We start from the raw sequence: 26,429 nt of genomic DNA, 5'->3' as shown, positions 1-26,429 counted from the left end.
TTTGTTGGGTTATACCTCGCTATTCCAATGAGGTATCTTCTGTCGATGGCCCTATAGTGTGAGGTCTCTAGAATTGGAAAATTCGGTTAATTTGGAACGCATCCGTGCTGAGTATAATGTAAAGCACTGGAGCCAAGGTTTTTATGGAATTGATGATAATGGCGAGGTGTATGTTTCACCGAGCGAAACCGATCATCAAGTTCCTCTTAGTCAGATCGTAAAACAGTTAGAGCAGAGAAATATTGGTTTGCCTGCTCTTGTGCGTTTTCCTCAAATAGTGCATCAACGTGTGCACAATATCTGTAACGCATTTAACCAAGCGATCGACGAATATCAGTATGACAACCGTTACCTGCTTGTTTACCCGATTAAAGTTAACCAACAGAAAGAAGTGGTTGATGAGATCTTAGCGAGCCAAGCTCAATTAGAACAAAAGCAGCTAGGCCTAGAGGCGGGCAGCAAGCCTGAACTATTAGCGGTATTGGCACTGGCTCAAAAAGCCAGCTCAGTGATCGTGTGTAACGGTTACAAAGACAGAGAATACATCCGTCTTGCGCTTATTGGCGAAAAGCTAGGTCATAAAGTATTTATCGTTCTAGAGAAGCTGTCAGAGCTTGATCTTGTTCTTTCTGAAGCGAAGGCACTTGGCGTGAAACCTCGTTTAGGTTTGCGTATTCGTCTTGCTTCTCAAGGCGCAGGTAAATGGCAAGCAAGTGGTGGTGAGAAGTCGAAGTTCGGCTTGTCTGCATCACAAGTGCTTACCGTTATTGAACGCTTGAAAGCAGAAGATCAGCTTGATGTTCTAGAGCTAGTACACTTCCATCTTGGTTCACAAATGGCCAATATTCGTGATGTACGAAATGGTGTGAGCGAAGCGGCTCGTTTCTACTGTGAACTGCGCGATATCGGTGCTCAATTGAAGTACTTAGATGTTGGTGGTGGTTTGGCGGTTGATTACGACGGTACACGTAGCCAGTCTTCAAACTCAATGAACTACGGCTTGCTTGAGTACGCTCGAAATATCGTAATGACAGTAGGGGATATCTGTAAGCTCTACAATCAGCCACAACCTGTGATCATTTCTGAATCTGGTCGTTCGTTGACTGCGCATCACGCTGTGCTTGTTACTAACGTGATCGGTACAGAAAGCTATTCTCCGGAAGATATGGCTGCGCCTGAAGTTGATGCACCAATGTTGCTAAACAACATGTGGAAGAATTTTTTAGAACTAGATGCAGGTAACGATGATCGAGCGTTGATCGAGATCTATAACGACACGCAGAGTGATATCGCAGAAGCGCACAACCAATTTGCAACAGGCATGCTGAATCTTCAGCACCGTGCTTGGGCAGAGCAGATGTCTTTGCGTATTAACTACGAACTTAGCTCGCGTATGAGCACTAAGAACCGTTACCACCGTCCTATTTTGGATGAGTTGAGCGAGCGTTTGGCTGATAAGTTTTTCGTGAACTTCTCGCTGTTCCAATCGTTGCCAGATGCTTGGGGTATCGATCAGGTATTCCCTGTATTGCCTCTAAGTGGTTTGGATAATGCGGACGAGCGACGCGCTGTTGTATTGGACATCACATGTGACTCTGACGGCACGATTGACCAGTATGTTGACGGTCAAGGTATTGAAACGACTCTGCCAGTTCCTGCATGGAACCCAGATGAACCTTACCTGATGGGCTTTTTCTTAGTAGGCGCATACCAAGAGATCTTGGGGGATATGCATAACCTATTTGGTGATACTCACAGCGTAGTGGTGAATGTTGATGAAAGCGGTCAAGCGAATATCGACTACATCAATGAAGGCGATACGGTTGAAGACATGATGCGTTATGTTCACATCGATACGGATCTGATTCGTCAGAACTACAAAGATTTGGTCACGGCGAAAGTACCAGCACAAGAGCAACAAAGCGTACTTGAAGAGTTAGAGCAAGGCTTGATGGGTTACACCTATCTTGAGGATTTTTAATGAACGATCTATTTACCAAACCAGATTACTCGCTGTACTCCAACGCGATGACTTTTATGCGTCGTCCATTGGTACAGAACCCAATTGATAACGATGCTGATGTGGTTGTGTTGGGCGCGCCGTTAGATATGGCGACGTCTGGTCGACCGGGTGCTCGTATGGGTCCTGATGCGATTCGTCGTGCGTCGGTAAACTTGGCGTGGGAAGGCAAAAAGTTTCCTTGGGACTTCAATGTATTTGAATATACCTCGGTGATTGATGCTGGCGATCTTGTGTTTGATTGTGGTGATGCAGAAGACCTAACTCAGCGTTTAGAAGCGGCTGCTGATGCGATTCTAAATAGTGGTAAAACTTTGTTAGGTTTAGGTGGCGATCACTTCATTACACTGCCTTTGTTAAGAGCATACGGCAAGAAGTACGGTGAGATGGCTCTGATTCACTTCGACGCGCACACTGACACTTACAGTCAGGGCAGTCGTTACGATCATGGCACTATGTTCTACCATGCGCCAAATGAAGGCCTTATCTCGCCAGAACACTCAGTGCAAATTGGTATTCGTACAGAGTACAAGCAGGAAGGACACGGCTTTAACGTTATTGACGCGATGCAAGCGAACGACATGAGCGTGGACGAGATCATTGCTCAAGTGAAAGGCATTGTTGGTGATAAGCCAGTTTACCTAACGTTTGATATCGATTGTCTGGATCCTGCTTTTGCTCCGGGTACAGGTACGCCAGTATGCGGCGGTTTGAACTCAGATAAAGTCCTGAGAATCATCCGCGGTTTGCAGGGCATTAATATGGTTGGTATGGATGTTGTTGAGGTTTCACCTGCGTATGACCAAAGCGAGATTACAGCATTGGCTGGTGCAACTATCGCACTTGAGCTGCTTTATGTTTGGACGGCAAATCGCCTCGCTAAATCATAGTGTTTGATTGTTAAAAGCGTAACGCTACATACTGATTTTAAAGCCCACTAAGTTTCAACTTAGTGGGCTTTTTTGTTTTGTCGAGCAACAAAAATTCTATTCTCGCATCTCAGTAAGTATTCTTTTCTTGGCTGTGAACTAATATGCTAAAAGGCTCGTATTCTACGATCTATTTCATGGTTTGTGAGCGAAAAATCATCACATTGATTCTGAGATGTGTCTCAAAGATGGGACTTGCCTCTGCTTTACTAAGGATGCAGAGCTTACCTCGATTAATGCCCTGTATTCGCTAATGATTTATCAACTTTATTACTGTATATATTTATAAAACGAAGATGTGTCTTTATATTGCGCGCTCATTTGCATATCAATCAGCATCCTACTAACTTTTGACTAGGGTTTTTAAGCCTTGAAAGAATACTTGGATTTGCGAAAAGATGTCTCTTCGCACAGACATGGCATTTTTTATGGGGAAGACTAGGCTTAAGGGTAAGTAAACTATAAAAAAACAGGTGAAATACTTCTCTCTTTTCAAGCCGATTGGGCATAACAATGGATTGCCATTGATGAGAGCTAAGTATGCGTTCAATTAAAACCTGAAATTGCTATTACAAATAATTTTCACAGCGCTTAAAAATAGTGCTTTGTGACAACGGGGGATGTATGGATATTGAAGTTTCGCGCCAGGTTGCGGTAGTTGAAGCTACGAGTGGAGATGTCGTCGTAGTTAAGCCAGACGGCAGCGCAAGAAAAGTTTCAGTTGGCGATACCATCCGTGAAAATGAGATCGTGATTACGGCCAACAAGTCAGAGCTTGTATTAGGCGTTCAGAATGATTCGATTCCGGTTGCAGAGAATTGCGTCGGTTGTGTTGATGAAAACGCTGCATGGGTAGATGCCCCAATAGCTGGTGAGGTAAATTTTGACTTACAGCAAGCAGACGCAGAAACCTTCACTGAAGACGACCTTGCTGCAATTCAAGAAGCCATTTTAGGTGGTGCCGATCCGACTCAAATCTTAGAAGCAACGGCTGCTGGTGGCGGACTAGGTTCTGCAAATGCTGGCTTTGTGACGATTGACTATAACTACACTGAAACTCATCCATCGACTTTCTTTGAGACCGCTGGTCTAGCAGAACAAACTGTTGATGAAGACAGAGAAGAATTCAGATCTATCACTCGTTCATCAGGTGGCCAATCAATCAGTGAAACACTGACTGAAGGCTCCATATCTGGCAATACCTATCCCCAATCTGTAACAACGACAGAAACGATTATTGCTGGTAGTTTAGCTCTCGCCCCTAACTCTTTCATTCCAGAAACTTTATCCCTCGCTTCACTACTTAGTGAATTAAACAGCGACATTACTTCAAGTGGTCAGTCCGTTATCTTCACCTATGACGCGACGACTAATTCTATCGTTGGTGTTCAAGGTACCGACGAAGTATTACGTATCGACATTGATGCCGTCAGTGTTGGCAATAACATTGAGCTTTCTCTAACCACAACGATTTCCCAGCCGATTGATCATGTACCGTCGGTTGGCGGTGGTCAGGTTTCTTACAGTGGCGATCAAATAGATATTGCCTTTGATATTCAAGGTGAAGACACCGCTGGGAACCCGCTAGCAACACCCGTTAACGCACAAGTTTCAGTGTTTGACGGGATAGATCCGTCTGTTGAAAGTGTCAATATCACTAACGTTGAAACTAGCAGCGCGGCAATCGAAGGGACGTTCTCAAATATTGGTAGTGATAACCTTCAATCAGCCGTATTTGATGCAAGTGCACTGGACCAGTTTGATGGGTTGCTCAGTGATAATCAAAACACGCTTGCGAGACTTTCTGATGATGGAACAACGATTACTCTGTCCATCCAAGGCCGAGGTGAGGTTGTTCTCACTATCTCGCTTGATACCGATGGCACATACAATTTCCAACAGTTCAAGCCAATCGAAGAAGTGAGCTCCGACACTCTTTCGTTTGCATTACCAATCACGGTTACCGATTTTGACCAAGATGTTGTAACCAATATCATCAACATTGCCATCACTGATGGTGATAGCCCCGTTATCACTAATGTTGACAGTATTGATGTTGATGAAGCGAGTATTGTTGGTGGCTCACAAGAGGGCACGGCGGCAGTGTCTGGCAGCGGCAGTATTACCGCGGATATTTTTGAAAGTGACATCATTGACCATTATGAACTTGAACCAGCAGAATTTAATACTGGCGGCAGCTTGGTTTCAAATGGTGAGGCTGTGCTACTTGAGTTGATTGATGAAACCAACGGTGTAAGAACTTACGAAGGTTATGTTGAAGTCAATGGTTCTCGAATTACGGTCTTTGACGTTAAAGTGGATAGTCCGTCATTGGGGAACTATGAATTCACTCTGTACGAAGAGCTTTCTCACCAAGGCGCTGAAGACGGGTTGTTGACCTTTGCATTGCCAATTTATGCCGTTGATGCAGATGGTGACCGCTCTGCACTGTCTGGAGGTTCGAACACACCAGCAGCTGCTGAGATTCTCGTTAATGTTACAGATGATGTTGTTGAGTTAGTCGATAAGGTTGAATCTGTCACTGAGCCGACTTTAGCGGGTGATACCGTGGTTTCGTATAACCTATTCAACTTTGAAGGCGCAGATGGTTCGACAATTCAATCCTTCAACTACGACGGTGTTGACTATTCATTAGACCAAAGTTTATTGCCTGATGCTGATCAGAACTTCAGTTTTACTGAGGGTGTGGTCACTATCTCATTGAATGGTGATTTCAGTTTTGAAGTCGCTCGTGATATCGACCATTCAAGCAGCGAAACTATCGTCAAACAATTTTCATTTTTAGCTGAAGATGGTGATGGAGACACTGATACCTCAACACTTGAGCTAAGTATCACTGACGGCCAAGATCCAATCATTGATTTGGTTCCGCCTGTCACTTTATCTGAAACAGATCTTGCCGATGGTTCTGCACCAAGCGGAAGTACAGTTAGCGCTACCGAAACGATTACCTTTACCGCTGGCAGTGATGATGTAGCTAGATTCCGAATTGAACCAACCGAGTTCAATGTGGGTGGAGCTCTGACATCCAATGGGTTTGCGGTTGAGATAAAAGAAGACTCTGCTAATCCGGGTACTTACATCGGTTTTATTACCAATGGTTTGGGCACTGAAGTTCCTGTATTCACGATTGCCTTCTCTACGAGTACGTTAGGCGAATACACCTTTACTCTGCTTGAAGCGTTAGACCATGTGGATGGTTTAGATAATAACGACCTGAGCTTCGAACTGCCTGTTTATGCAGTTGATACAGACGGCGACGATTCATTGGTGTCTCAGCTTAATGTGACTATCGGTGATGATGTTCAAATCATGCAAGACGGTAAGTTAGATATTACTGAGCCAAATCTTGCAGACGGCACAATTACAACCAACACCATTGATGTGATGCCAAATCAGAGTGCTGATGGCGCGACGATCACTCAGTTTACTTATGATGGCCAGCTACGAACACTTGATCAAAATGACACTGGCGAACAGCAATTCAGTTTCACTGAAGGTGAGTTGTTTATCACCCTTGAAGGTGAAGTGCGTTTTGAACCTAATCGCGACCTAGACCATTCCGTTAGCGAAGACATCGTGAAGTCGATTGTCGTGACTTCAAGTGATTTTGATAATGACTCTCTGACTTCAACCGTAACGCTGACGATCACTGATGGTGATAACCCGACGATTGATATTATTCCAAGCGTTACCCTTTCTGAAACTAATCTGAGTGATGGCTCTGCTCCAAGTGGCAGCGCGGTAAGCTCGACTCAAACCATCACGTTCACCAATCAAAGTGATGATGTTGAGAAATTCCGTATTGAACCAACTGAATTTAATACTAACGATGATCTTGAATCGAACGGTTTAGCCGTTGAGTTACGTGAAGATCCGGCAGGGTCGGGCGACTACATTGGTTTTACGACCAGTGCGACGAATGTAGAAACCACGGTATTTACTCTGAGTTTCTCTAGCACTACATTAGGTGAGTATACTTTCACTTTACTTGAAGCGTTGGATCACCAAGATGCTCGAGGCAACAACGAACTCAGCTTTGATTTACCCGTTTACGCGGTAGATAGCGACGGCGATGATTCAATGATGTCACCGTTAAGTGTGACCATCGGTGATGATGTTCAAATCATGCAAGATAGTGCGTTAGATATCGTCGAGCCGAATCTTGTAGATGGTACAGTGACAACCGGTACTGTCGATGTGATGCCAAACCAAAGTGCCGATGGCGCAACGATCACTCAATTCACTTATGATGGCCAACTTCGAACGCTGGACCAAAATGATAATGGCGAGCAACAGTTTAGCTTCACAGAAGGTGAACTGTTCATCACTCTTGAAGGTGAAGTGCGCTTTGAGCCAAATCGTAATCTAGACCACACGCTGAACGAAGACATCGTGAAATCGATCGTGGTGACATCTAGCGATTCCGATAACGATGTGCTGACCTCAACCGTCACTCTGACCATTACCGATGGTGATATCCCAACCATTGATAATGTGCCAACAGTGAGCTTGTCAGAAACGAATCTGAGTGACGGCTCTGCGCCAAGTGGCAGCGCGGTTAGTTCAACTCAAACCATTACCTTTACTAATCAAAGTGATGATGTAACAAGTTTCCGTATTGAACCGACTGAGTTCAATGTTGGTGGCGCTCTCACATCAAATAGTTTGGCCGTCGAACTGAAAGCCGACCCAACCACGCCGGGTGGTTATATCGGTTTTGTTACGGATGGTTCAAACGTTGAAACCAACGTGTTCACGATTAGCTTCTCGGATACCAATTTAGGTCAATACACCTTCACCTTACTGGAAGCGTTAGACCATGTAGATGGCTTGGCAAATAATGATCTGAGCTTTGATCTTCCTGTTTACGCCGTTGATAGCGATGGCGATGATTCACTGGTGTCTCAGTTAAATGTAACCATCGGTGATGATGTTCAAATCATGCAAGGTGGTACGTTAGATATCACCGAGCCAAATCTTGCAGACGGCACGATTACAACCAATACCATTGATGTGATGCCAGAACAAAGTGCCGATGGTGCGACGATCACTCAGTTTACGTATGACGGGCAAGTTCGCACTCTGGATCAAACTGACAATGGTGAGCAGCAATTTAGCTTCACAGAAGGTGAGTTATTTATCACTCTTGAAGGTGAAGTTCGCTTCGAGCCAAACCGCAATCTAGACCACACGGCTAGCGAAGACATCGTTAGGTCGATTGTGGTGACCTCAAGCGATTTAGACAATGACGTACTGACTTCAACTGTTACTCTGACTATTACAGATGGTGATATCCCAACCATTGATGCGGTGCCAAACGTTACCTTATCTGAAACCAACCTTTCAGATGGTTCTTTACCAAGTGGCAGTGCAGTCAGTCAAACTGAGACGATTACCTTCACCAATCAAAGCGACGATGTAGCAAGTTTCCGTATTGAACCAACAGAGTTTAATGTGGGCGGTGCACTTAAATCGAATGGATTTGCGGTTGAGATAAAAGAAGATTCGGCTAATCCGGGTACTTACATTGGCTTTATTACCAACGGTTCGGGCGCTGAAATCCCAGTGTTTACGATTGCTTTCTCTACGAGCACATTGGGTGAATACACCTTTACTCTGCTTGAAGCGTTAGACCATGTAGATGGTTTAGATAAGAACGATCTGAGCTTTGATCTGCCTATTTATGCGGTTGATACGGACGGCGACGATTCATTGGTGTCTCAGCTTAATGTGACTATCGGTGATGATGTTCAAATCATGCAAGACGGTACGTTAGATATCACCGAGCCAAATCTTGCTGACGGTACAATCACAACCAACACCATTGATGTAATGCCAAATCAGAGTGCCGATGGCGCGACTATCACCCAGTTTACTTATGACGGCCAATTACGAACACTTGATCAGAATGACACTGGTGAACAGCAATTCAGTTTCACGGAAGGTGAACTGTTTATCACCCTTGAAGGTGAAGTGCGCTTTGAGCCTAATCGCGATCTAGACCACTCAGTGAGTGAAGATATCGTGAAGTCGATTGTCGTGACTTCAAGCGACTTCGATAACGATCCGGTGACTTCAACTATTACGCTGACGATCACTGATGGTGATAACCCGACGATTGATGTTATTCCAAGTGTTACGCTTTCTGAAACTAACCTGAGCGATGGCTCTGCTCCAAGTGGCAGCGCGGTAAGCTCGACTCAAACTATTACTTTTACCAATCAAAGTGATGATGTGGTTCGTTTCCGTATTGAGCCAACGGAATTCAACACTAACGATGATCTTAAATCGAACGGTTTAGCCGTTGAGTTACGTGAAGACCCGGCAGGGTCGGGTGACTACATTGGTTTTACGACCAGTGCCACAAACGTAGAAACTACAGTATTCACATTAAGCTTTAATTCTGGGTCATTAGGTGAATACACGTTCACACTCATCGAAGCGTTGGACCACCAAGATGCCCGTGGCAACAATGACCTCAGTTTTGATTTACCTGTTTACGCGGTAGATAGCGACGGCGACGATTCGCTGATGTCTCCGTTAAACGTGACCATCGGTGATGATGTTCAAATCATGCAAGACGGTGCGCTCAATATTACTGAGCCGACGGTCGCTGATTTAGCAGCAGGCACACCGACGACGGCGATTTTCGATGTGATGCCAAATCAAAGTGCCGATGGCGCGACGATCACTCAATTCACTTATGATGGCCAGTTTCGAACACTTGACCAAAATGATAATGGCGAGCAGCAGTTTAGCTTCACAGAAGGTGAACTGTTCATCACGCTTCAAGGTGATGTGCGCTTTGAGCCTAATCGTAATCTAGACCACACACTCAGCGAAGACATCGTGAAATCGATTGTGGTGACTTCTAGTGACTCGGATAACGATGTGCTGACTTCAACCGTCACTCTGACCATTACCGATGGTGATATCCCAACCATTGATAATGTTCCAACTGTGAACTTGTCTGAAACTAATCTGAGTGATGGCTCTGCACCTAGCGGCAGCGCGGTGAGTTCAACTCAAACTATTACTTACACCACTCAAAGTGATGATGTGACAAGCTTCCGTATTGAACCGACTGAATTTAATGTTGGTGGCGCTCTCACATCAAATGGATTGGCCGTCGAACTGAAGGCCGACCCAACCACACCGGGTGGTTACATCGGTTTTGTTACGGATGGTTCGAATGTTGAAACCAACGTATTCACGATTAGCTTTTCAGATACCAATTTAGGCCAATACACCTTCACCTTACTTGAAGCGTTAGACCATGTGGATGGTTTAGCGAACAATGATCTGACCTTTGATCTGCCAGTTTACGCCGTCGACAGTGATGGCGATGATTCATTGGTGTCTCAGCTTAATGTGACCATCGGTGATGATGTTCAAATCATGCAAGATGGTACGTTAGATATTATCGAGCCAAATCTGGCTGATGGAACAATCACAACTAGCACCATTGATGTGATGCCAAATCAGAGTGCCGATGGCGCGACTATCACCCAGTTTACGTATGACGGTCAAGTTCGCACTCTGGATCAAACTGACAATGGTGAGCAGCAATTTAGCTTCACTGAAGGTGAGTTGTTCATCACGCTTGAAGGTGACGTGCGCTTCGAACCTAATCGTAATTTGGACCACACGGCTAGCGAGGACATCGTGAAGTCGATTGTGGTGACCTCAAGCGATTTAGACAACGATGTACTGACTTCCACAGTGATGCTGACGATTACTGATGGCGATATCCCAACGATTGATGCGGTACCAAGTGTTACGCTTTCGGAATCTAATTTAGCCGATGGCTCTGCGCCAAGCGGAAGTACAGTAAGTCAAACTGAGACGATTACTTTCACCAACCAAAGCGATGATGTGGCGAGTTTCCGTATTGAACCTACTGAATTCAATGTCGGCGGTGCACTGAAATCGAATGGTTTTGCGGTTGAGATAAAAGAAGACTCTGCTAATCCAGGTACTTACATCGGTTTTATTACCAATGGTTCGGGCACTGAAGTTCCAGTGTTCACGATTGCTTTCTCTACGAGTACGTTGGGTGAATACACCTTTACTCTGCTTGAAGCGTTAGACCATGCGGATGGTTTAGATAACAACGATCTGAGTTTTGATCTGCCTGTTTATGCGGTTGATACGGACGGCGACGATTCACTGGTGTCTCAGCTGAATGTGACCATCGGTGATGATGTTCAAATCATGCAAGATGGTACGTTAGATATTATCGAGCCAAATCTTGCAGACGGCACAATCACAACCAACACCATTGATGTGATGCCCGAGCAAAGTGCTGATGGTGCGACGATCACTCAGTTTACTTATGACGGTCAGCTAAGAACGCTTGATCAAAATGAGACTGGTGAACAGCAGTTCAGCTTCACCGAAGGCGAGTTGTTTATCACCCTTGAAGGTGAAGTGCGCTTTGAACCTAATCGCGATCTAGACCATTCCGTTAGCGAAGACATCGTGAAGTCGATAGTAGTGACTTCAAGCGACTTCGATAACGATCCGGTGACTTCAGCCATTACGCTGACCATTACTGATGGTGACAATCCGACTATCGATTCGGTACCGAGCGTTGTACTTGAAGAAGCTGATTTAACTGATGGCTCATCGCCAAGTGGCAGCGCGGTTAGTCAAACGGAAACCATCACTTTCACTAATCAAAGTGACGATGTTGAGAAATTCCGTCTAGAACCAAGTGAATTTAATACTAACAACGCGCTCAAGTCCGATGGCTTGATCATTGAGATTCGAGAGGAACCAACAGGATCAGGCAATTATATTGGTTTCACGACCGATATTTCGAATGTCGAAACCACTGTGTTTACACTCGATTTCAACAGTACCACTTTGGGTGAGTACACCTTCACGCTTCTGGAAGCGATTGACCACACACCAATTCAAGGCAATAACGACCTAACATTTGATTTGCCAGTTTACGCAGTGGATACCGACGGTGACGATTCGTTAATGTCATCACTATCGGTGACGATTACTGATGATGTTCAAGTGATGGTGAGTGGTTCGCTTAGTATCGAGGAGCCTACTGTTGCCGACTTGGCTGCAGGCACGCCAACAACATCAGTATTTGATGTATTAACATCCGCGAGTGCTGATGGGGCGACCATTACTCAGTTCACTTATGATGGTGGGGCGGTATTAACGCTTGATCAAAACGATACAGGTGAGCAGAAGTTCGTGGTTGCTGATGGGGCATTATATATCACTCTGCAAGGCGATATTCGTTTCGAACCAAGTCGTAACCTTGACCATACTGGTGGCGATATCGTGAAGTCGATAGTCGTAACTTCAAGTGATTCCGATAGCGATCTTGTGTCTTCAACGGTAACGCTAACCATTACTGATGGCGATATCCCAACGATTGACATGGTGCCAAGCGTTACTCTGTCAGAAACGAATCTGAGCGACGGATCTGCTCCGAATGCAAGTGCGGTAAGTTCAACTCAAACCATTACCTTTACTAACCAAAGTGATGACGTGACGAGTTTCCGTATTGAACCGACTGATTTTAATGTTGGTGGTGCTCTGAAATCGAACGGATTGGCGGTCGAACTGAAAGCTGACCCAACTACACCGGGTGGCTACATCGGTTTTGTGACTGATGGTTCGAACGTTGAAACTAACGTGTTTACGATTAGCTTCTCGGATACCAATTTAGGTCAATACACCTTCACCCTGCTTGAAGCGTTGGATCATGTAGATGGCTTAGTGAAGAATGATCTGACTTTTGATCTTCCTGTTTATGCGGTTGATAGCGATGGTGATGATTCACTGGTGTCTCAACTGAATGTGACCATTGGTGATGATGTACAGGTCATGCAAAACCAAGCGCTTAATATTATTGAGCCAACGGTTGCTGATTTGGCTGCAGGTACTCCGACGACAGCCACTGTTGATGTGATGCCTAGCCAAAGTGCCGATGGCGCGACAATCACTCAGTTTACTTACGATGGCGGGGCGGCAATAACACTCGACCAAAACGACACCGGTGAACAGAAGTTTGTATTTACTGAAGGTTCACTGTTCATCACCTTGCAAGGTGAAGTGCGTTTCGAGCCAAATCGCAATCTAAACCACACAGCGAGCGAAGACATCGTGAAGTCGATTGTGGTGACTTCAAGCGATTTAGATAACGATGTACTGACGTCAACGGTCACTCTGACTATTGCTGATGGTGATATCCCAACCATTGATGCAGTGCCAAGCGTTACTCTGTCTGAAACTAATCTTAGTGACGGCTCAGCGCCAAGCGGCAGTGCTGTAAGTCAAACAGAGACGATTACCTTCACCAATCAAAGTGATGATGTGGCGAGTTTCCGTATTGAGCCAACAGAGTTCAATGTGGGCGGTGCACTGAAATCGAATGGATTTTCGGTTGAGATAAAAGAAGATTCGGCTAATCCGGGTACTTATATCGGTTTTATTGCCGATGGTTCGAATGCTGAAGTTCCTGTATTCACGATTGCTTTCTCTACAAGTACGTTGGGCGAATACACCTTCACCTTACTTGAAGCGCTAGACCATGCAGATGGCCTAGATAAGAACGATCTGAGTTTTGATCTTCCTGTTTATGCGGTAGACAGTGATGGCGATGATTCACTGGTGTCTCAACTCAATGTGACCATTGGTGATGATGTTCAAATCATGCAAGACGGTACGTTAGATATCACTGAGCCAAATCTTGCAGACGGCACAATCACAACCAACACCATTGATGTGATGCCAAATCAGAGTGCCGATGGTGCGACGATCACTGAATTCTCATTTGGCGGTATTGTCAAAACACTCGATCAAAGCATCGTAGGTGAGCAGCAGTTTAGTTTCACCGAAGGTGAGCTATTCATCACTCTGCAAGGTCAAGTGCGCTTTGAACCAAATCGTGACCTTGACCACTCTGCCAGCGAAGACATCGTGAAGTCGATAGTGGTTACTTCAAGTGATTTTGATAACGATCCTGTGACTTCAACCGTTACGCTGACCATTACCGATGGTGATATTCCAACTATCGATGCGGTACCAAGCGTTACGCTCTCAGAAACAAACCTAGCTGATGGTTCTGCACCAAATGCTGGCGCGGTCAGCTCAACACAGACGATTACTTTCACCAACCAAAGTGATGATGTGGTTCGCTTCCGTTTAGAACCAACCGAGTTCAATACTAACGATGCGCTTAAGTCGAATGGCTTAGTGGTCGAACTGCGCGAAGATCCTCAAGGCTCTGGTCAGTACATTGGTTTTACTACCAGCTCGTCTAATGTAGAGACGACAGTATTTACACTGGACTTCAACTCCGGAACCTTAGGTGAATACACATTTACTTTAATCGAAGCTCTGGATCATCAAGATGCGCGTGGCAACAACGATTTAAGCTTTAATTTACCTGTGTATGCGGTGGATAGTGATGGCGATGATTCGTTAGTTTCTCAGCTTGGTGTGACCATTGGCGACGATGTGCAGTTGATGCAAGACGGCACAATCACCAGTCGTGAGCCGGCAGCAAGTGTTGAAACATCAAATACCTTTGATGTGATGCCAAACCAAAGCGCCGACGGAGCCAAAGTTACTTCATTTGTTTTCGATGGTAACACTGCAGAAAGTCTTGATTTAAATGTGAATGGTGAACAAGAGTTCGTCTTCACGGAAGGCTCGGTATTCATTACGACGGAAGGTGAGATACGTTTCGAACCTGTGCGTAATCAAAACCATGCAGGTGGCGATATTACCAAATCTATTGAGGTGACGTCTGTTGACCTCGATGGCGATATTGTCACATCGACAGTGACGCTTAAGATTGTTGATGGTGACCTTCCTACCATCGACCTTGTTCCTGGAATTACGTTATCTGAAGTGGATCTGGCTGATGGCTCTGCGCCAACCGGTAATCCAGTGACAATGACACAAACCATTACCTACACAGCGGGTAGTGACGACGTAAGCCATTTCAGAATTGACCCTACGCAGTTCAATACTTCAGGATCTTTGAAATCGAACGGTCTAGATGTCGAAATAAAAGAGCAGCCAGCTAATTCTGGTAATTACATTGGCTTCGTCAAAGACGGTTCTAACGTAGAAACCAACGTCTTCACGATCAGCTTCTCGACGAGTAATTTAGGACAATACACGTTCACGCTGCTTGAAGCGTTAGATCATGTCGATGGATTACAAAACAATACACTAAGCTTCGATGTCCCTGTGTTAGTGGTTGATGCAGATGGTGATGATTCTGTAATGTCGCCAATGACAGTTGCTATCACCGATGACGTACAAGGCGTTCAAGATGGCACCTTGAGTATCATCGAGCCTTCATTAGCTGATTTGGTATCGGGTACGCCACCAACGACGCCAATCATTGATGTTATGCCAACGCAGAGTGCTGATGGCGCGAAAGTGACACAGTTTACTTACGATGGTGGCACAGCTGTAACGTTAGACCCAAGCATCGCCACAGAACAAGTCTTTACCGTAACCGATGGCTTACTGTACATCACCATTGAAGGGGAGGTTCGTTTTGAGCCGAGCCGAGATCTTGACCATTCATCCGGCGACATTGTAAGAACGATTGTCGTCACCACCAGTGATTTTGATAACGATACAGATACCGCAGATGTCACCTTGACGATCAAAGACGGTATCGATCCCGTTATTGACGTGGTTCCAGATGTTAACTTATCGGAAGTCAACCTAGCGGATGGCTCTACGCCAACTGGTTCTCCGGTAAGTTCGACTCACACAATCACTTACACCGAAGGAAGTGATGATTTTAGTCACTTTAGAATTGCGACCAACGAATTCAATCCTGGCGATCTGTTGAAATCAAGTGGTCTTGTTGTTCAACTAAAAGAAGATCCTGCTTCTGCTGGTGACTACATTGGTTATACCGATGATGGTATGGGTAACGTTACCGATGTATTTACCATTAGCTTTGATAGTGCAAACAAAGCTCAGTTTACATTTACCTTGATTGAGGCACTTGATCACCTTGATGGCGTGCTTTACAACAATCTGACGTTCCGTTTGCCTATCTATGCTGTTGATACAGATGATTCTGAATCAACGAAGCGCGATGTGGTGGTTACGATAGAAGATGACCTCCAGCAAATGCAAGATGGCTTCTTAACCATTACCGAACCAAGTTCTGGTACTCCAACAACAACTACCGTTGATGTGATGCCAATACCAAGTGCAGACGGCGCGAACATTACGCAGTTCACGTATGACGGTGGTTCTCCAATTACTCTGAATCAGAACATCAGTGGCGAACAAGAGTTTGTTTTCACTGAAGGTTCATTGTTTGTGACATTAGATGGTGACGTAAGGTTTGAGCCAAATCGAAACCTTGATCACTCTGCAGGGAACATTGTTAAGTCAATCGTGTTCACGTCTTCAGACTTTGATAACGATATCTTTTCGTCGACGGTTACGCTCACCATTGTTGATGGTGATGGGCCAACAATCGACGTTGTGCCGGGTGTGGCATTGTCAGAAAGCTTACTTGCTGATGGTTCGACGCCTAGCGTAACCCCTGTGAGTATGACTCAAACCATTACTTCACTTGCAAGCAGTGATGATATTGCTGAAATAGTGGTGGAAGTAGGGTTGTTCAATACCAACGGCGCGTTGAAGTCTGATGGCCTTGAATTGAGTTTACGTGAAGATCCAGCTGGTTCAGGCGACTACATTGCATTTACTACTAATGGTTCAGGTGCCGAGAAAATCATATTCACTCTAGATTTTGATGATACGAATCCGAGTCAATACACATTTACTCTGCTTGAACGTTTAGACCATGTTGATGGCTTAGGAAACAACGATCTGAGCTTTGATCTTTCTGTTTACGCGGAAGATACCGATGGTGATATTTCAGCGTCTAAACCGCTGACTGTCACCATCACCGATGATGTTCAGCTGATGCAATCAGGTGCGCTCAACATCACGGAGCCAAGTACGGGAACACCAACTACAACAGTCTTTGATGTGATGCCTGCACAAAGTGCAGATGGCGCCACAATTACTAAGTTTGTGTATGACAATCAAGCTGAAACAGCCTTGGTACAAACCAACACGAGTGAGCAAGAGTTTGTATTCACTGAAGGTTCTTTGTTTATCAATCTCGAAGGGGATGTACGTTTTGAACCTAACCGAAATCTAGACCATTCTGGTGGTGATATCGTCAAGACCATCACGGTGACATCTGAAGATAAAGATGGCGATATCGTGACGTCTACAGTGACGTTAACTATTGCCGATGGCGCGCCACCAACTATCGACACCGTACCGGCTGTCGCGTTGGCTGAAGCAAATCTGATTGATGGTTCTTCACCGGGCTTACCTGTTAGCCAAACTGAAACGATTACCTTTACCCAAGGTAGTGATGATGTGAACCACTTCCGTATTGATACCACTCAGTTCAACACATCTGGCGATCTGAAAGCGGATGGTTTGGTGGTTCAGCTAAAAGAAGATCCTCTGAACAGCGATAATTATATTGGTTACGTTGAGAGCGGCGGTGTCCAAACGGATATCTTCACCATCACCTTTAGCAGCGTGGTTCTAGGAGAGTACACATTCACCTTGTTGGAAGAGTTAGATCACCTGCCTGTACAAGGTAACAATGATCAAATCTTCACCTTGCCAGTGATCGCAGTCGACAAAGACAACACTGATTCAGTGATGAAACCCCTTACCGTGACCATTACCGATGATGTTCCAACCATTACTGACACCACTGTCGCGAGTACGTTTGTGGTTGATGAAGGTGATTTGGGCGCTCTGGCACAAGCGACAGGTTCGTTTGTGACCACAGAAGGTGCAGATAAAGTTGAGGCTTATGAGCTACGTAATATATCTGACCTAGAAGATGATCTGACATCAGGCAACGAAGCGATTTCGATCACAGAGGTCACTGGGGTTGCGAACACAACCACCTATCAAGGAACCACCACAAGTGGAACACCGATTTTTACTCTTGCTTTGGGTAACGATGGGTCATACACATTTACCTTGCTTGGCCCTCTCAATCACGCTACTACACCGAGTAACCTCGATACACTCACAATACCGTTTGATGTTGTTGCTGTTGATGGTGATGGCGACGATTCTAACCAATATGTATTACCAATCGAGGTGATCGATGATGCGCCTGTAATGACGGCGCCGACTGGTGAAACGGTTGTTGATGAAGACGATCTTACTGGTATTGGTTCCGATCAATCTGAAGATACCATTATCAATGGACTGTTCACTGTTGATGAAGGTGCCGATGGCGTTGTGCTGTATGAGCTGGTTGATGAAGATTTGGTTCTGACGGGCTTAACCTCTGATGGAGAAAGCTTAGAGTGGCTAGCTGTTTCACAAAACGGCACAACATTTACTTACGTTGCTCAAACTGCAACGAGTAATGAAGCGGTGTTCGAGATTATTTTCGATACCTCGGATAACAGCTACCAATTTGAATTGTTTAAACCACTTAAACACCCTGATGGTGCAGATGAAAATGCGATTGACCTTAATTTCTCTGTTGTTGCAGAAGATTTTGATCAAGACCAATCAAACGCGATCGATCTAAAAATCACAGTTACTGATGATGTTCCGTTGGTGACAACTCAATCGATTACTCGTCTTGAAGGTCAGGGTTATGGCAACTCTAAAGTCGACATGTTTGCTAATGCGACGGATGTGGGGGCTGATGGTGCGGTACTGAGTCGAATTGAGGGTATCTCAAATAATGGTGCAGATATTGTTTTCCGTACAGGAAATAACGGACCATACAGTAGCGGTTTCGATTTAAATAGCGGTAGCCAACAGGTACGAGTTTACGAGCAAACCGATGATGGCAATGGTGGTACTCAGGAAAGGCAGCTTGGTACTTTACGCATCAACTCAAATGGTGAGGTTGAATTCAAAGCTAACGGCTATCTCGATCATGACGGCTTAGACACTATCGACTTCTCGATTAACGTGATTGCGACGGATGGCGATTTAGACACCTCTGAAACACCGTTAGATATTACGATTACTGATAGGGATTCTACAAGAATTGCGCTGAAAGTGACGACCTTCGAGGATGCGGGTAGAGACTCAACCATACCTTACGCAACAGGCGATGAGCCGACTCTTGAGAATGTTCAAGATAACCAAAATGGCTTGCCTAATGCACCAGCTCAAGTTGCGCTGCAAGTTAGTCTGTATGACCAAGATAACGCTGAATCTATTGGCCAGTTGACGATTAAAAGCCCGAACGGAGGTGATAGTCATCAAGGTACTTTTTATTACTTTGATGGTGCTGACTACATTGAATTAGTGCCTGAGTCAAATGGGAGCATTATATTTGGCTCTCCTGAACTCGAACAAAGCTTCGCTCCAAACCCGAGTGAACCAAGACAAACTATCGCGACGATAGACAACCTGTTCTTTGTTCCAGACCAACACGCTAGTTCGGATGAAACTGGTGGGCGAGTTCGTTATGAGCTTGAAATTGAGAAAAATGGCACTACGGAGCACACCATTAACTCAAACTTCAGAATCGAGATTGAAGCGGTAGCGGATATTGCGACTTGGGATGATTCCAACAGCACGTATCAGTATCAAGTCAACGAAGATGAAGACAATGTCACGTTGGAGCTGAACGCAGAGTCGCAAGATAACAGTAATACTGAGACGATTACCTATGAACTTGAAGCAGTTCAAGGCGACGGGAAGTTTGAGTTACTTGATCAAAATGGCAATGTGTTAACGCTCGTTAATGGTGTTTATATCATCGCATCTGCTGATATCAATAGCACCGTAGTTAACCCTATTGATAACTTCTCAGGGCAGATTGAGTTTAAAGCGACGGCAATTACGGAAGAGACGCTTAACCCATACGATGATTCAGCCAACGGTGGAGCAAACGATAAGACGACGGCTCGTTCTGTGGAACAAAGTATTGTTATTGATGTGACCGCAGATGCGGACCCTGGCACATTCAGTGTTAGTCGAATTCAGATCAACGAAGACAATATCGATGATCCAGATTACGTCGGGCCTTTGGACAATAAAGACGCGTTCACGTTAGACGAAGTCATCACCATGACAGGTTCGGTCGATTCTGACAGTTCTGAAGAACTGTTTGTGCGCATCAGTAATGTTACTGAAGGAGCAGTGCTTTACTTCTTAGGCACCACGACAGTCGTTCCGACCATCACGATCAATGGTGTGGATTATCAAGAAATCGCGTATTCCGATTTGGCTAACGTTGAGGTTGTTCCAACTAAACACAGTAATGTCGATTTCACCTTCGATGTCACGGGTGTGGTCAAAGATACGGCAAATCTATCCACGGGCGCCCAAATCGATGAGGAGATACTAGGAACTAAAACCGTCAACGTTGAAGTCAAAGGCGTTGCCGATACTCCTTATGGTGGGACGAATGGTACAGATTGGACAACGTTTACAGATGGCGCGACAAACGGTGTTCAAACTACCATTGAAGAGAGTCAAAATGGCGATAGCTTTGCTCTGCTTGACTTCACTGTATTGTCTGGCGAACGTAAACCTGATGACCCAACAGATTCTCCTCTAACTGGAGATGGATCTGAAGCCATTACTGTAATCCTTTCAGGTATTCCTGATGGTGTGATTCTCGAAGATGGCGACGGTACGGTTATTGATCTTAACTTTGTTGGTTACGAAACTGGACCGGGCGGTAGTCCTGACTTATCCAAACCTATCTACGAAGCGAACATTACTGAGGCGGGTAAAACTTCAGGCATTCGCATCAGACCTGTCGACTCTTCAACCGAGAATATTCACATTCAAGGTAAAGTGATTGTGACTGAGAATGATGGTCACACGCTTACATTCGATCAGGAAATTCGAGTGTTGGTTGAGCCGATCATCGACACATCAGCAACCTACAGCAACGTTACAAACGGAAATGAAGATACGGCTATCAACATCGATTGGCACCCAGAGGGTACTGACTATATTGATGATGATGAGCATTTCACTTCTATTGTCATCAGTGACATTCCAACGGATGTTGAAAGTGTTGTGGTTAATGGCGATGTAACTTGGGTTTACGATGCTGCCGCAGGCACTTTAACCATCACACCTAAGAGTGGCCAGACGCCAGAAGAGTTCACTCAAATCGCGCTGAACAATAACTTCATCCAAATCACTCCAGCTCAAGATTCAAGTACTGATTTCACGCTTGATACTGTTGTAATGATCGAAGAGCGAGATCATGAATACGTTGACGCTGGCAATCCTGGTCAAGGCATCGTTACCGCGACGATTAACGGTTCTATTGATGTTCAAGTTCGACCTGTGGTTGAACCAGAAGACGCCGCCAACAAGATTGTCGTCAATCAGGTTGCGGGTATTATAGATCTAACAACAGTGGTTGCGGATGCTCTGACCGGTGTCCTCAAATTTACAACCAACAGTGACAATACATCGGTAACGGATGAATTCGTCATTCGTTACGAAGAAACTGATGCTTCGTCTGCTATCGAAGAAGTGGACCAGTTAGTTATTCAATTGACAAACGTGGACGACTCGGCGCTATCGGATGATGTGCTCAATCAGTTACTTGTTATTGGAGCTGCTTATGAAGGTAATGGTCGTTGGGTTGTAACCAATGAAGATCTGTTTAGCATCAGTGCACCGAACGGTCTTGCTTTTCCTCCTGTATCAGGCACCGCTGGCGTTTTCAATGACATCAAGATGACCATCTTTAGTACAGTAGTTGATCGCGGTGATGGTGTTGAAATTGAGTCATCCCCAGCGGTTCAAAGGGAAGGCGAAGTTAATCTATCGTTCCCTCAAGTGCTTGTTGGCGGGAATGAGGTGGCTGCAGATATTACGATGACACCAGATAGCGTTGTCGATGCTATAGAAGATACACAGCTAGACTTAGGAGCTGCACTAAATAGTTTGATCACTTTCTCTGGCGAAGATGCTTCAACAGACCAAGTGACCATCATTATTGATGACTCAGTTACTATTAATCCAGGAGGCACATTCCCAATTAGTTTGTCGGGAAGCAGTGAAATCGATTTCGTTAATGGAAAGTATGTCTTTGAGACGACAGTCGACCAAGGCGTTTCAACGGACTTTTCTGGGCTGTTACTGAACCTACCAGCGGACTATTCTGGCGACTTTAGGTTACCCATCACAATTGTAACCAAAGATACACAATCTGGCGATGAGAAGACCTTAGTGACCGAAGTTATCATCAAAGTCGCACCGGATGCGGAGACGGATCCAACGATTGAGGTGAATGTCGTGGGTTCTCTTGATGATGCCTTTAATCCTGTCGATAACGATGGCCAAGCCGGACAAGATCCGGTGGGTTACGAAGACACCTATATTCAACTCGACTTCAATTCGACTATTTCGGATCAAGTATCAGGCGTCGAAGGCGGTCAAGAAGAGTTTACTTCGATTACCTTGACGTTGGACGATCCTTCTATAGGCGCATTTTATGACAATACGGGTACTTCATTAGGTACGTCTGTGACGTTTAATCAGGCTGAAATTGCGGCAGGTGCACTCGATAATGTGCTCTTTAGGGCAATCGAAAATTACCCAACGGGTAATGATATTAATCAAGTGCAAGTTAATGTCAGCGGTACCGTTACAGATACAGCAACCTATAATGATCCTGCTTCTCCTGTGGGTACGGCAACAGACTCCGATACCTTCTCTACAAGTGTCAGCTTTGAAGTCGTTCCAGTGGTGGATGACGTGTCTGTCACAGGGCCGGGCAGTGATCCGGATGTTATCGAGATTACTGGTAACGAAGACCAGCTCATTTCCTTGTCAGGTACGGGCCCAGTATCGATCGCATTGACTGACCTTGATGGCTCAGAGCAGTTCGTTTCGATTAAGTTCACGGGTGTACCAGATGGCTTCTTAATGAGTGCAGATGCTGCCTCAACTTACACAGTGAAGAACAACGGTGGTGGAGAATGGAGTGTTCAACTGCCTCAAGCATCAGGACTGTCATTCGACCTGAGTGAGCTGTCGATTTTACCGCCGAAAAACTTCAGTGGTACAGCCGAGTTTGGCGTTGAAGTCTTCACTCAAGAATCTTTGTTGGGTGTGCCTACTGCGGCGGCAAACTTGCCAAGCTTCAAACTGCATGTGGTACCTGTTGGTGATGATGTCGATACTAACCCGACCGACTCTGTGACAGGCAATGAAGGCCAAAATATTGATATCGAAATCAACGCGACGATTTTGGACAAAGAACTGTCTGCAACAGGAAGTGGGACGTTTACTGAAAATGCTCCTGAAACACTTCGAGTTGAAGTGGCGGGTGTGCCTCAAGATGCTTCTATTTTCTATCCAGATGGCACGACATTGGCTAGCTACGATCCGGCAACTCAGCTTTGGACACTTGATGTTCCTGCTCAGTCGTTAGATAAGATCGTATTTAATTCGGGTGAACACAACAGCGATGCGGGCAATGCGCTTGGTATCAATGGGCCGTTGCAAATTACGGTTCGCTCAGTGGATACAGACGCTGACAACACCGAATACTTAGGTACGCCAACCAGCTTCGATGTTGATTTAGTGATTGATCCTATCAACGATCAACCGACGTTTGTGAATGTGACCAATATTGAAACGCCGGAAGATATTAGCATCGCTATCGACAACTTCAGTATCTACGATGTTGACGCTAACTTTGATAACCCGGATGCGCCGTATGTTCTGACGTTACAAGTGGATCAAACACTGCCAGGAGCGCAAGGTGTATTTGAGTTTACGAGCTCACCTGACGTGACGTTTGTATTGCAGCCTGATGGTTCGTTGGTGATTACCGGTAAAGAAGCTGACATCAATACCGCGTTGACCAATGGGGCTGTGGCCTTCAAGCCAGATCCAGACCAGAACTACCTCAACCAGAATGGTTTAGTCACAATCAATGCAACGCTCGACGACGGTGGCAACAATGGTCTGATTGACGCGGGTGATCCGAATACCGCTCAAACCAATCAAACTACGTTCACCATTAAGGTGACGGAAGTGAATGACGCTCCGGTGGCTACTGATGTCGATTTAGGCTCGATTGCGGAAGACGGTCAAATTGTGATTGTTGAAAGTGACTTGATTGCAGCCAGCTCTGATCTAGAAAACCATAATCTCACAGTAACCGGTGTGACTCTTACTCAAGGGCAAGGTCAACTTACACGCTATGAAAATGCTGGTGGTTCTGATGACGCGGCGATTACGGGGCCATTCTGGATATTCATTGCAGCCAATGATTTCAATGGCGATGTGAAGTTCAATTACGACATCATTGATGACGGTACCACCAACGGTGCGGATGATTTCTTAACGGATAATGCTGAAATTAGCCTTGTGGTCACTGAAGTTAATGACCAGCCAGTGGCATCGGACATTGATTTGGGCACCATGCTCGAAGAAGGTCAGCTGATCATTAAAGAGGAAGATCTGATTTCAGCAACCACTGATCCGGAAAACGACACGATTACCGTGAACAGTTTGGTGCTCGATCAAGGTCAGGGGCAATTACAGCGCTTTGAGAACGTGGGCGGTGCTGATGATGCGACGATCACTGGCCCATACTGGGTATTTACCGCCGCCAACGAGTACAGCGGTGATGTTAAGTTCACTTATACCGTTGAGGACGATGGCACAACCAATGGCGCTGATGATTTCTTAACAGATACCGGCGAAATCAGTGTTGTGGTAACGGAAGTGAATGATCAGCCAGTGGCAACGGATATCGACTTAGGTAACATCCTTGAAGAAGGTCAGTTGATCATCAAAGAGGAAGACTTAATTGCTGCTACGAGCGATCCGGAAAACGACACGATTACCGTGACCAATCTGGTGCTCGATGAAGGCCAAGGTCAGTTACAGCGCTTTGAGAACGTAGGTGGTGCTGATGACGCTATGATTACTGGCCCGTTCTGGATATTTACGGCGGCTGATGAATACAGCGGTAACGTTAAGTTCACCTACACCGTCGAAGATGATGGTACTACCAACGGTGCCAATGATTTCCTAACCGATACTGCGGAGATCACCGCGATTGTCGATGGAGTGAACGATACACCTGTTGTTAATGGTGACAGTGTCACTACGGTTATTGACGAGGATGCAGGTCAGCTATTGAGCGGTATCAATGTCAGTGACCCTGATTATGTTGATACATTTTCCGATGATCTCATGACAGTCACGCTGACGGTGGATTACGGTACATTGAACGTATCACTTCCGGCAGTGACGACAGTGATGGTCAACGGCAACAACACTGGTTCGGTTATCTTAGTTGGTACTTTGAGTGACCTGAATGCGCTGATTGATACGCCAACCAGTCCAAACGGTGTCTACCTCGATGCGAGCTTGTCTCCAACCAATAGCATTGGCTTAGAAGTAATCGCCAAAGACAGCGGAAACCCTTCTGGTATTGCGATAGAGACAGCACCTGTGGTTTACAACATCGCGGTTACGCCAGTGGCAAATGCGCCAACCTTGTCTATTGATCCGGCATTTAACTATGTGAGAAATATTACGACCAGCTCATCTGTGGTCGCTAATAGTGGAGTCGCTTTAGTTGGAATTGTCGCTGCATTGACGGACATTACTGAAGAGTTAACGTTGAAGATTAGTGATGTTCCGGATGGTGTTGATGTAACCAGTGATGTGGGTACGGTTTCGTTGGTGGGTGATACTTGGATAGCGACCGCTGATGCGATCGATAGTCTCAGACTCGTCGAGCAGTCATCATTAGGTAAGCCGTTAACCCCGGGTAATTACACCTTGAAAGTTGAGGCGGTATCTGAAGAGGCGGATAACAACGATATCGCGATATCTCAAAACATCGATCTGAATCTCAATATTGTTGCCAATCCAATAGATCTCGATCTGTCTTCTGAAACAGACGATGTGCAACTTTTAGCGAGTAACTTTGATACCACCCTCACTGGCGGAACTGGAAATGACCGACTTGTAGGTGGAGCGGGTGACGATACGTTGGTTGGCGGTGACGGTAACGACACACTCATTGGTGGCGGCGGTTCCGATATTCTAACTGGTGGCAATGGTATGGATTCGTTTGTATGGCTCAATATCGAAGATGGCGTTGAAGACACCATTACCGATTTCAGCCTGTCTGAAGGAGACCAAATCGACCTACGAGAAGTATTACCTGAGTTGAAGAATACATCTCCAGACATGTCTGCATTGCTACAACAGATAGACGCGAAAGTGGAAGGGGATGATATTGAACTAACGATCAATCCTGATGGTTTAGGGACCACAGAACAGGTGATTGTGGTTGAAGACCTTGCGCCACAACTAACCTTAAGTGGCACCATGCCGTCAGACATTCTGGATGCGTTAGTGCAACAAAATGTCATCACTCACGGTTAACGCCTAATTGGAGGCTAGCTATTAGA

General features: G+C 45.4%; 3 protein-coding genes. All 3 read left to right on the top strand.

The genetic code is table 11. The annotated features are described in order from the left end of the window. The first annotated feature begins 91 nt into the window (after nt 1-91). The 3 genes from speA (at nt 92) to OCU90_RS10375 (ending at nt 26,403) form a co-directional block, all read left to right on the top strand. On the top strand, nt 92-1,981 hold the full coding sequence (gene speA / locus OCU90_RS10385; RefSeq protein WP_198592261.1) for an arginine decarboxylase: 1,890 nt from the start codon (nt 92-94) through the stop codon (nt 1,979-1,981). Further along, entirely contained in the window at nt 1,981-2,910 is a 930-nt protein-coding gene (speB, locus tag OCU90_RS10380; protein ID WP_004733508.1) for an agmatinase, read from the top strand. Before speA ends, speB begins: the two co-directional genes overlap by 1 nt. A gap of 663 nt (nt 2,911-3,573) precedes the next feature. Continuing rightward, nucleotides 3,574-26,403: a retention module-containing protein gene (locus OCU90_RS10375; RefSeq protein WP_099426163.1), complete on the top strand. Its 22,830-nt coding sequence runs from the start codon at nt 3,574-3,576 to the stop codon at nt 26,401-26,403. Nucleotides 26,404-26,429: the final 26 nt, after the last annotated feature.

The organism is Vibrio splendidus, from assembly GCF_024347615.1.
Classification (GTDB): domain Bacteria; phylum Pseudomonadota; class Gammaproteobacteria; order Enterobacterales; family Vibrionaceae; genus Vibrio; species Vibrio splendidus.
This window is presented reverse-complemented; position numbering and strand designations above follow the sequence as displayed.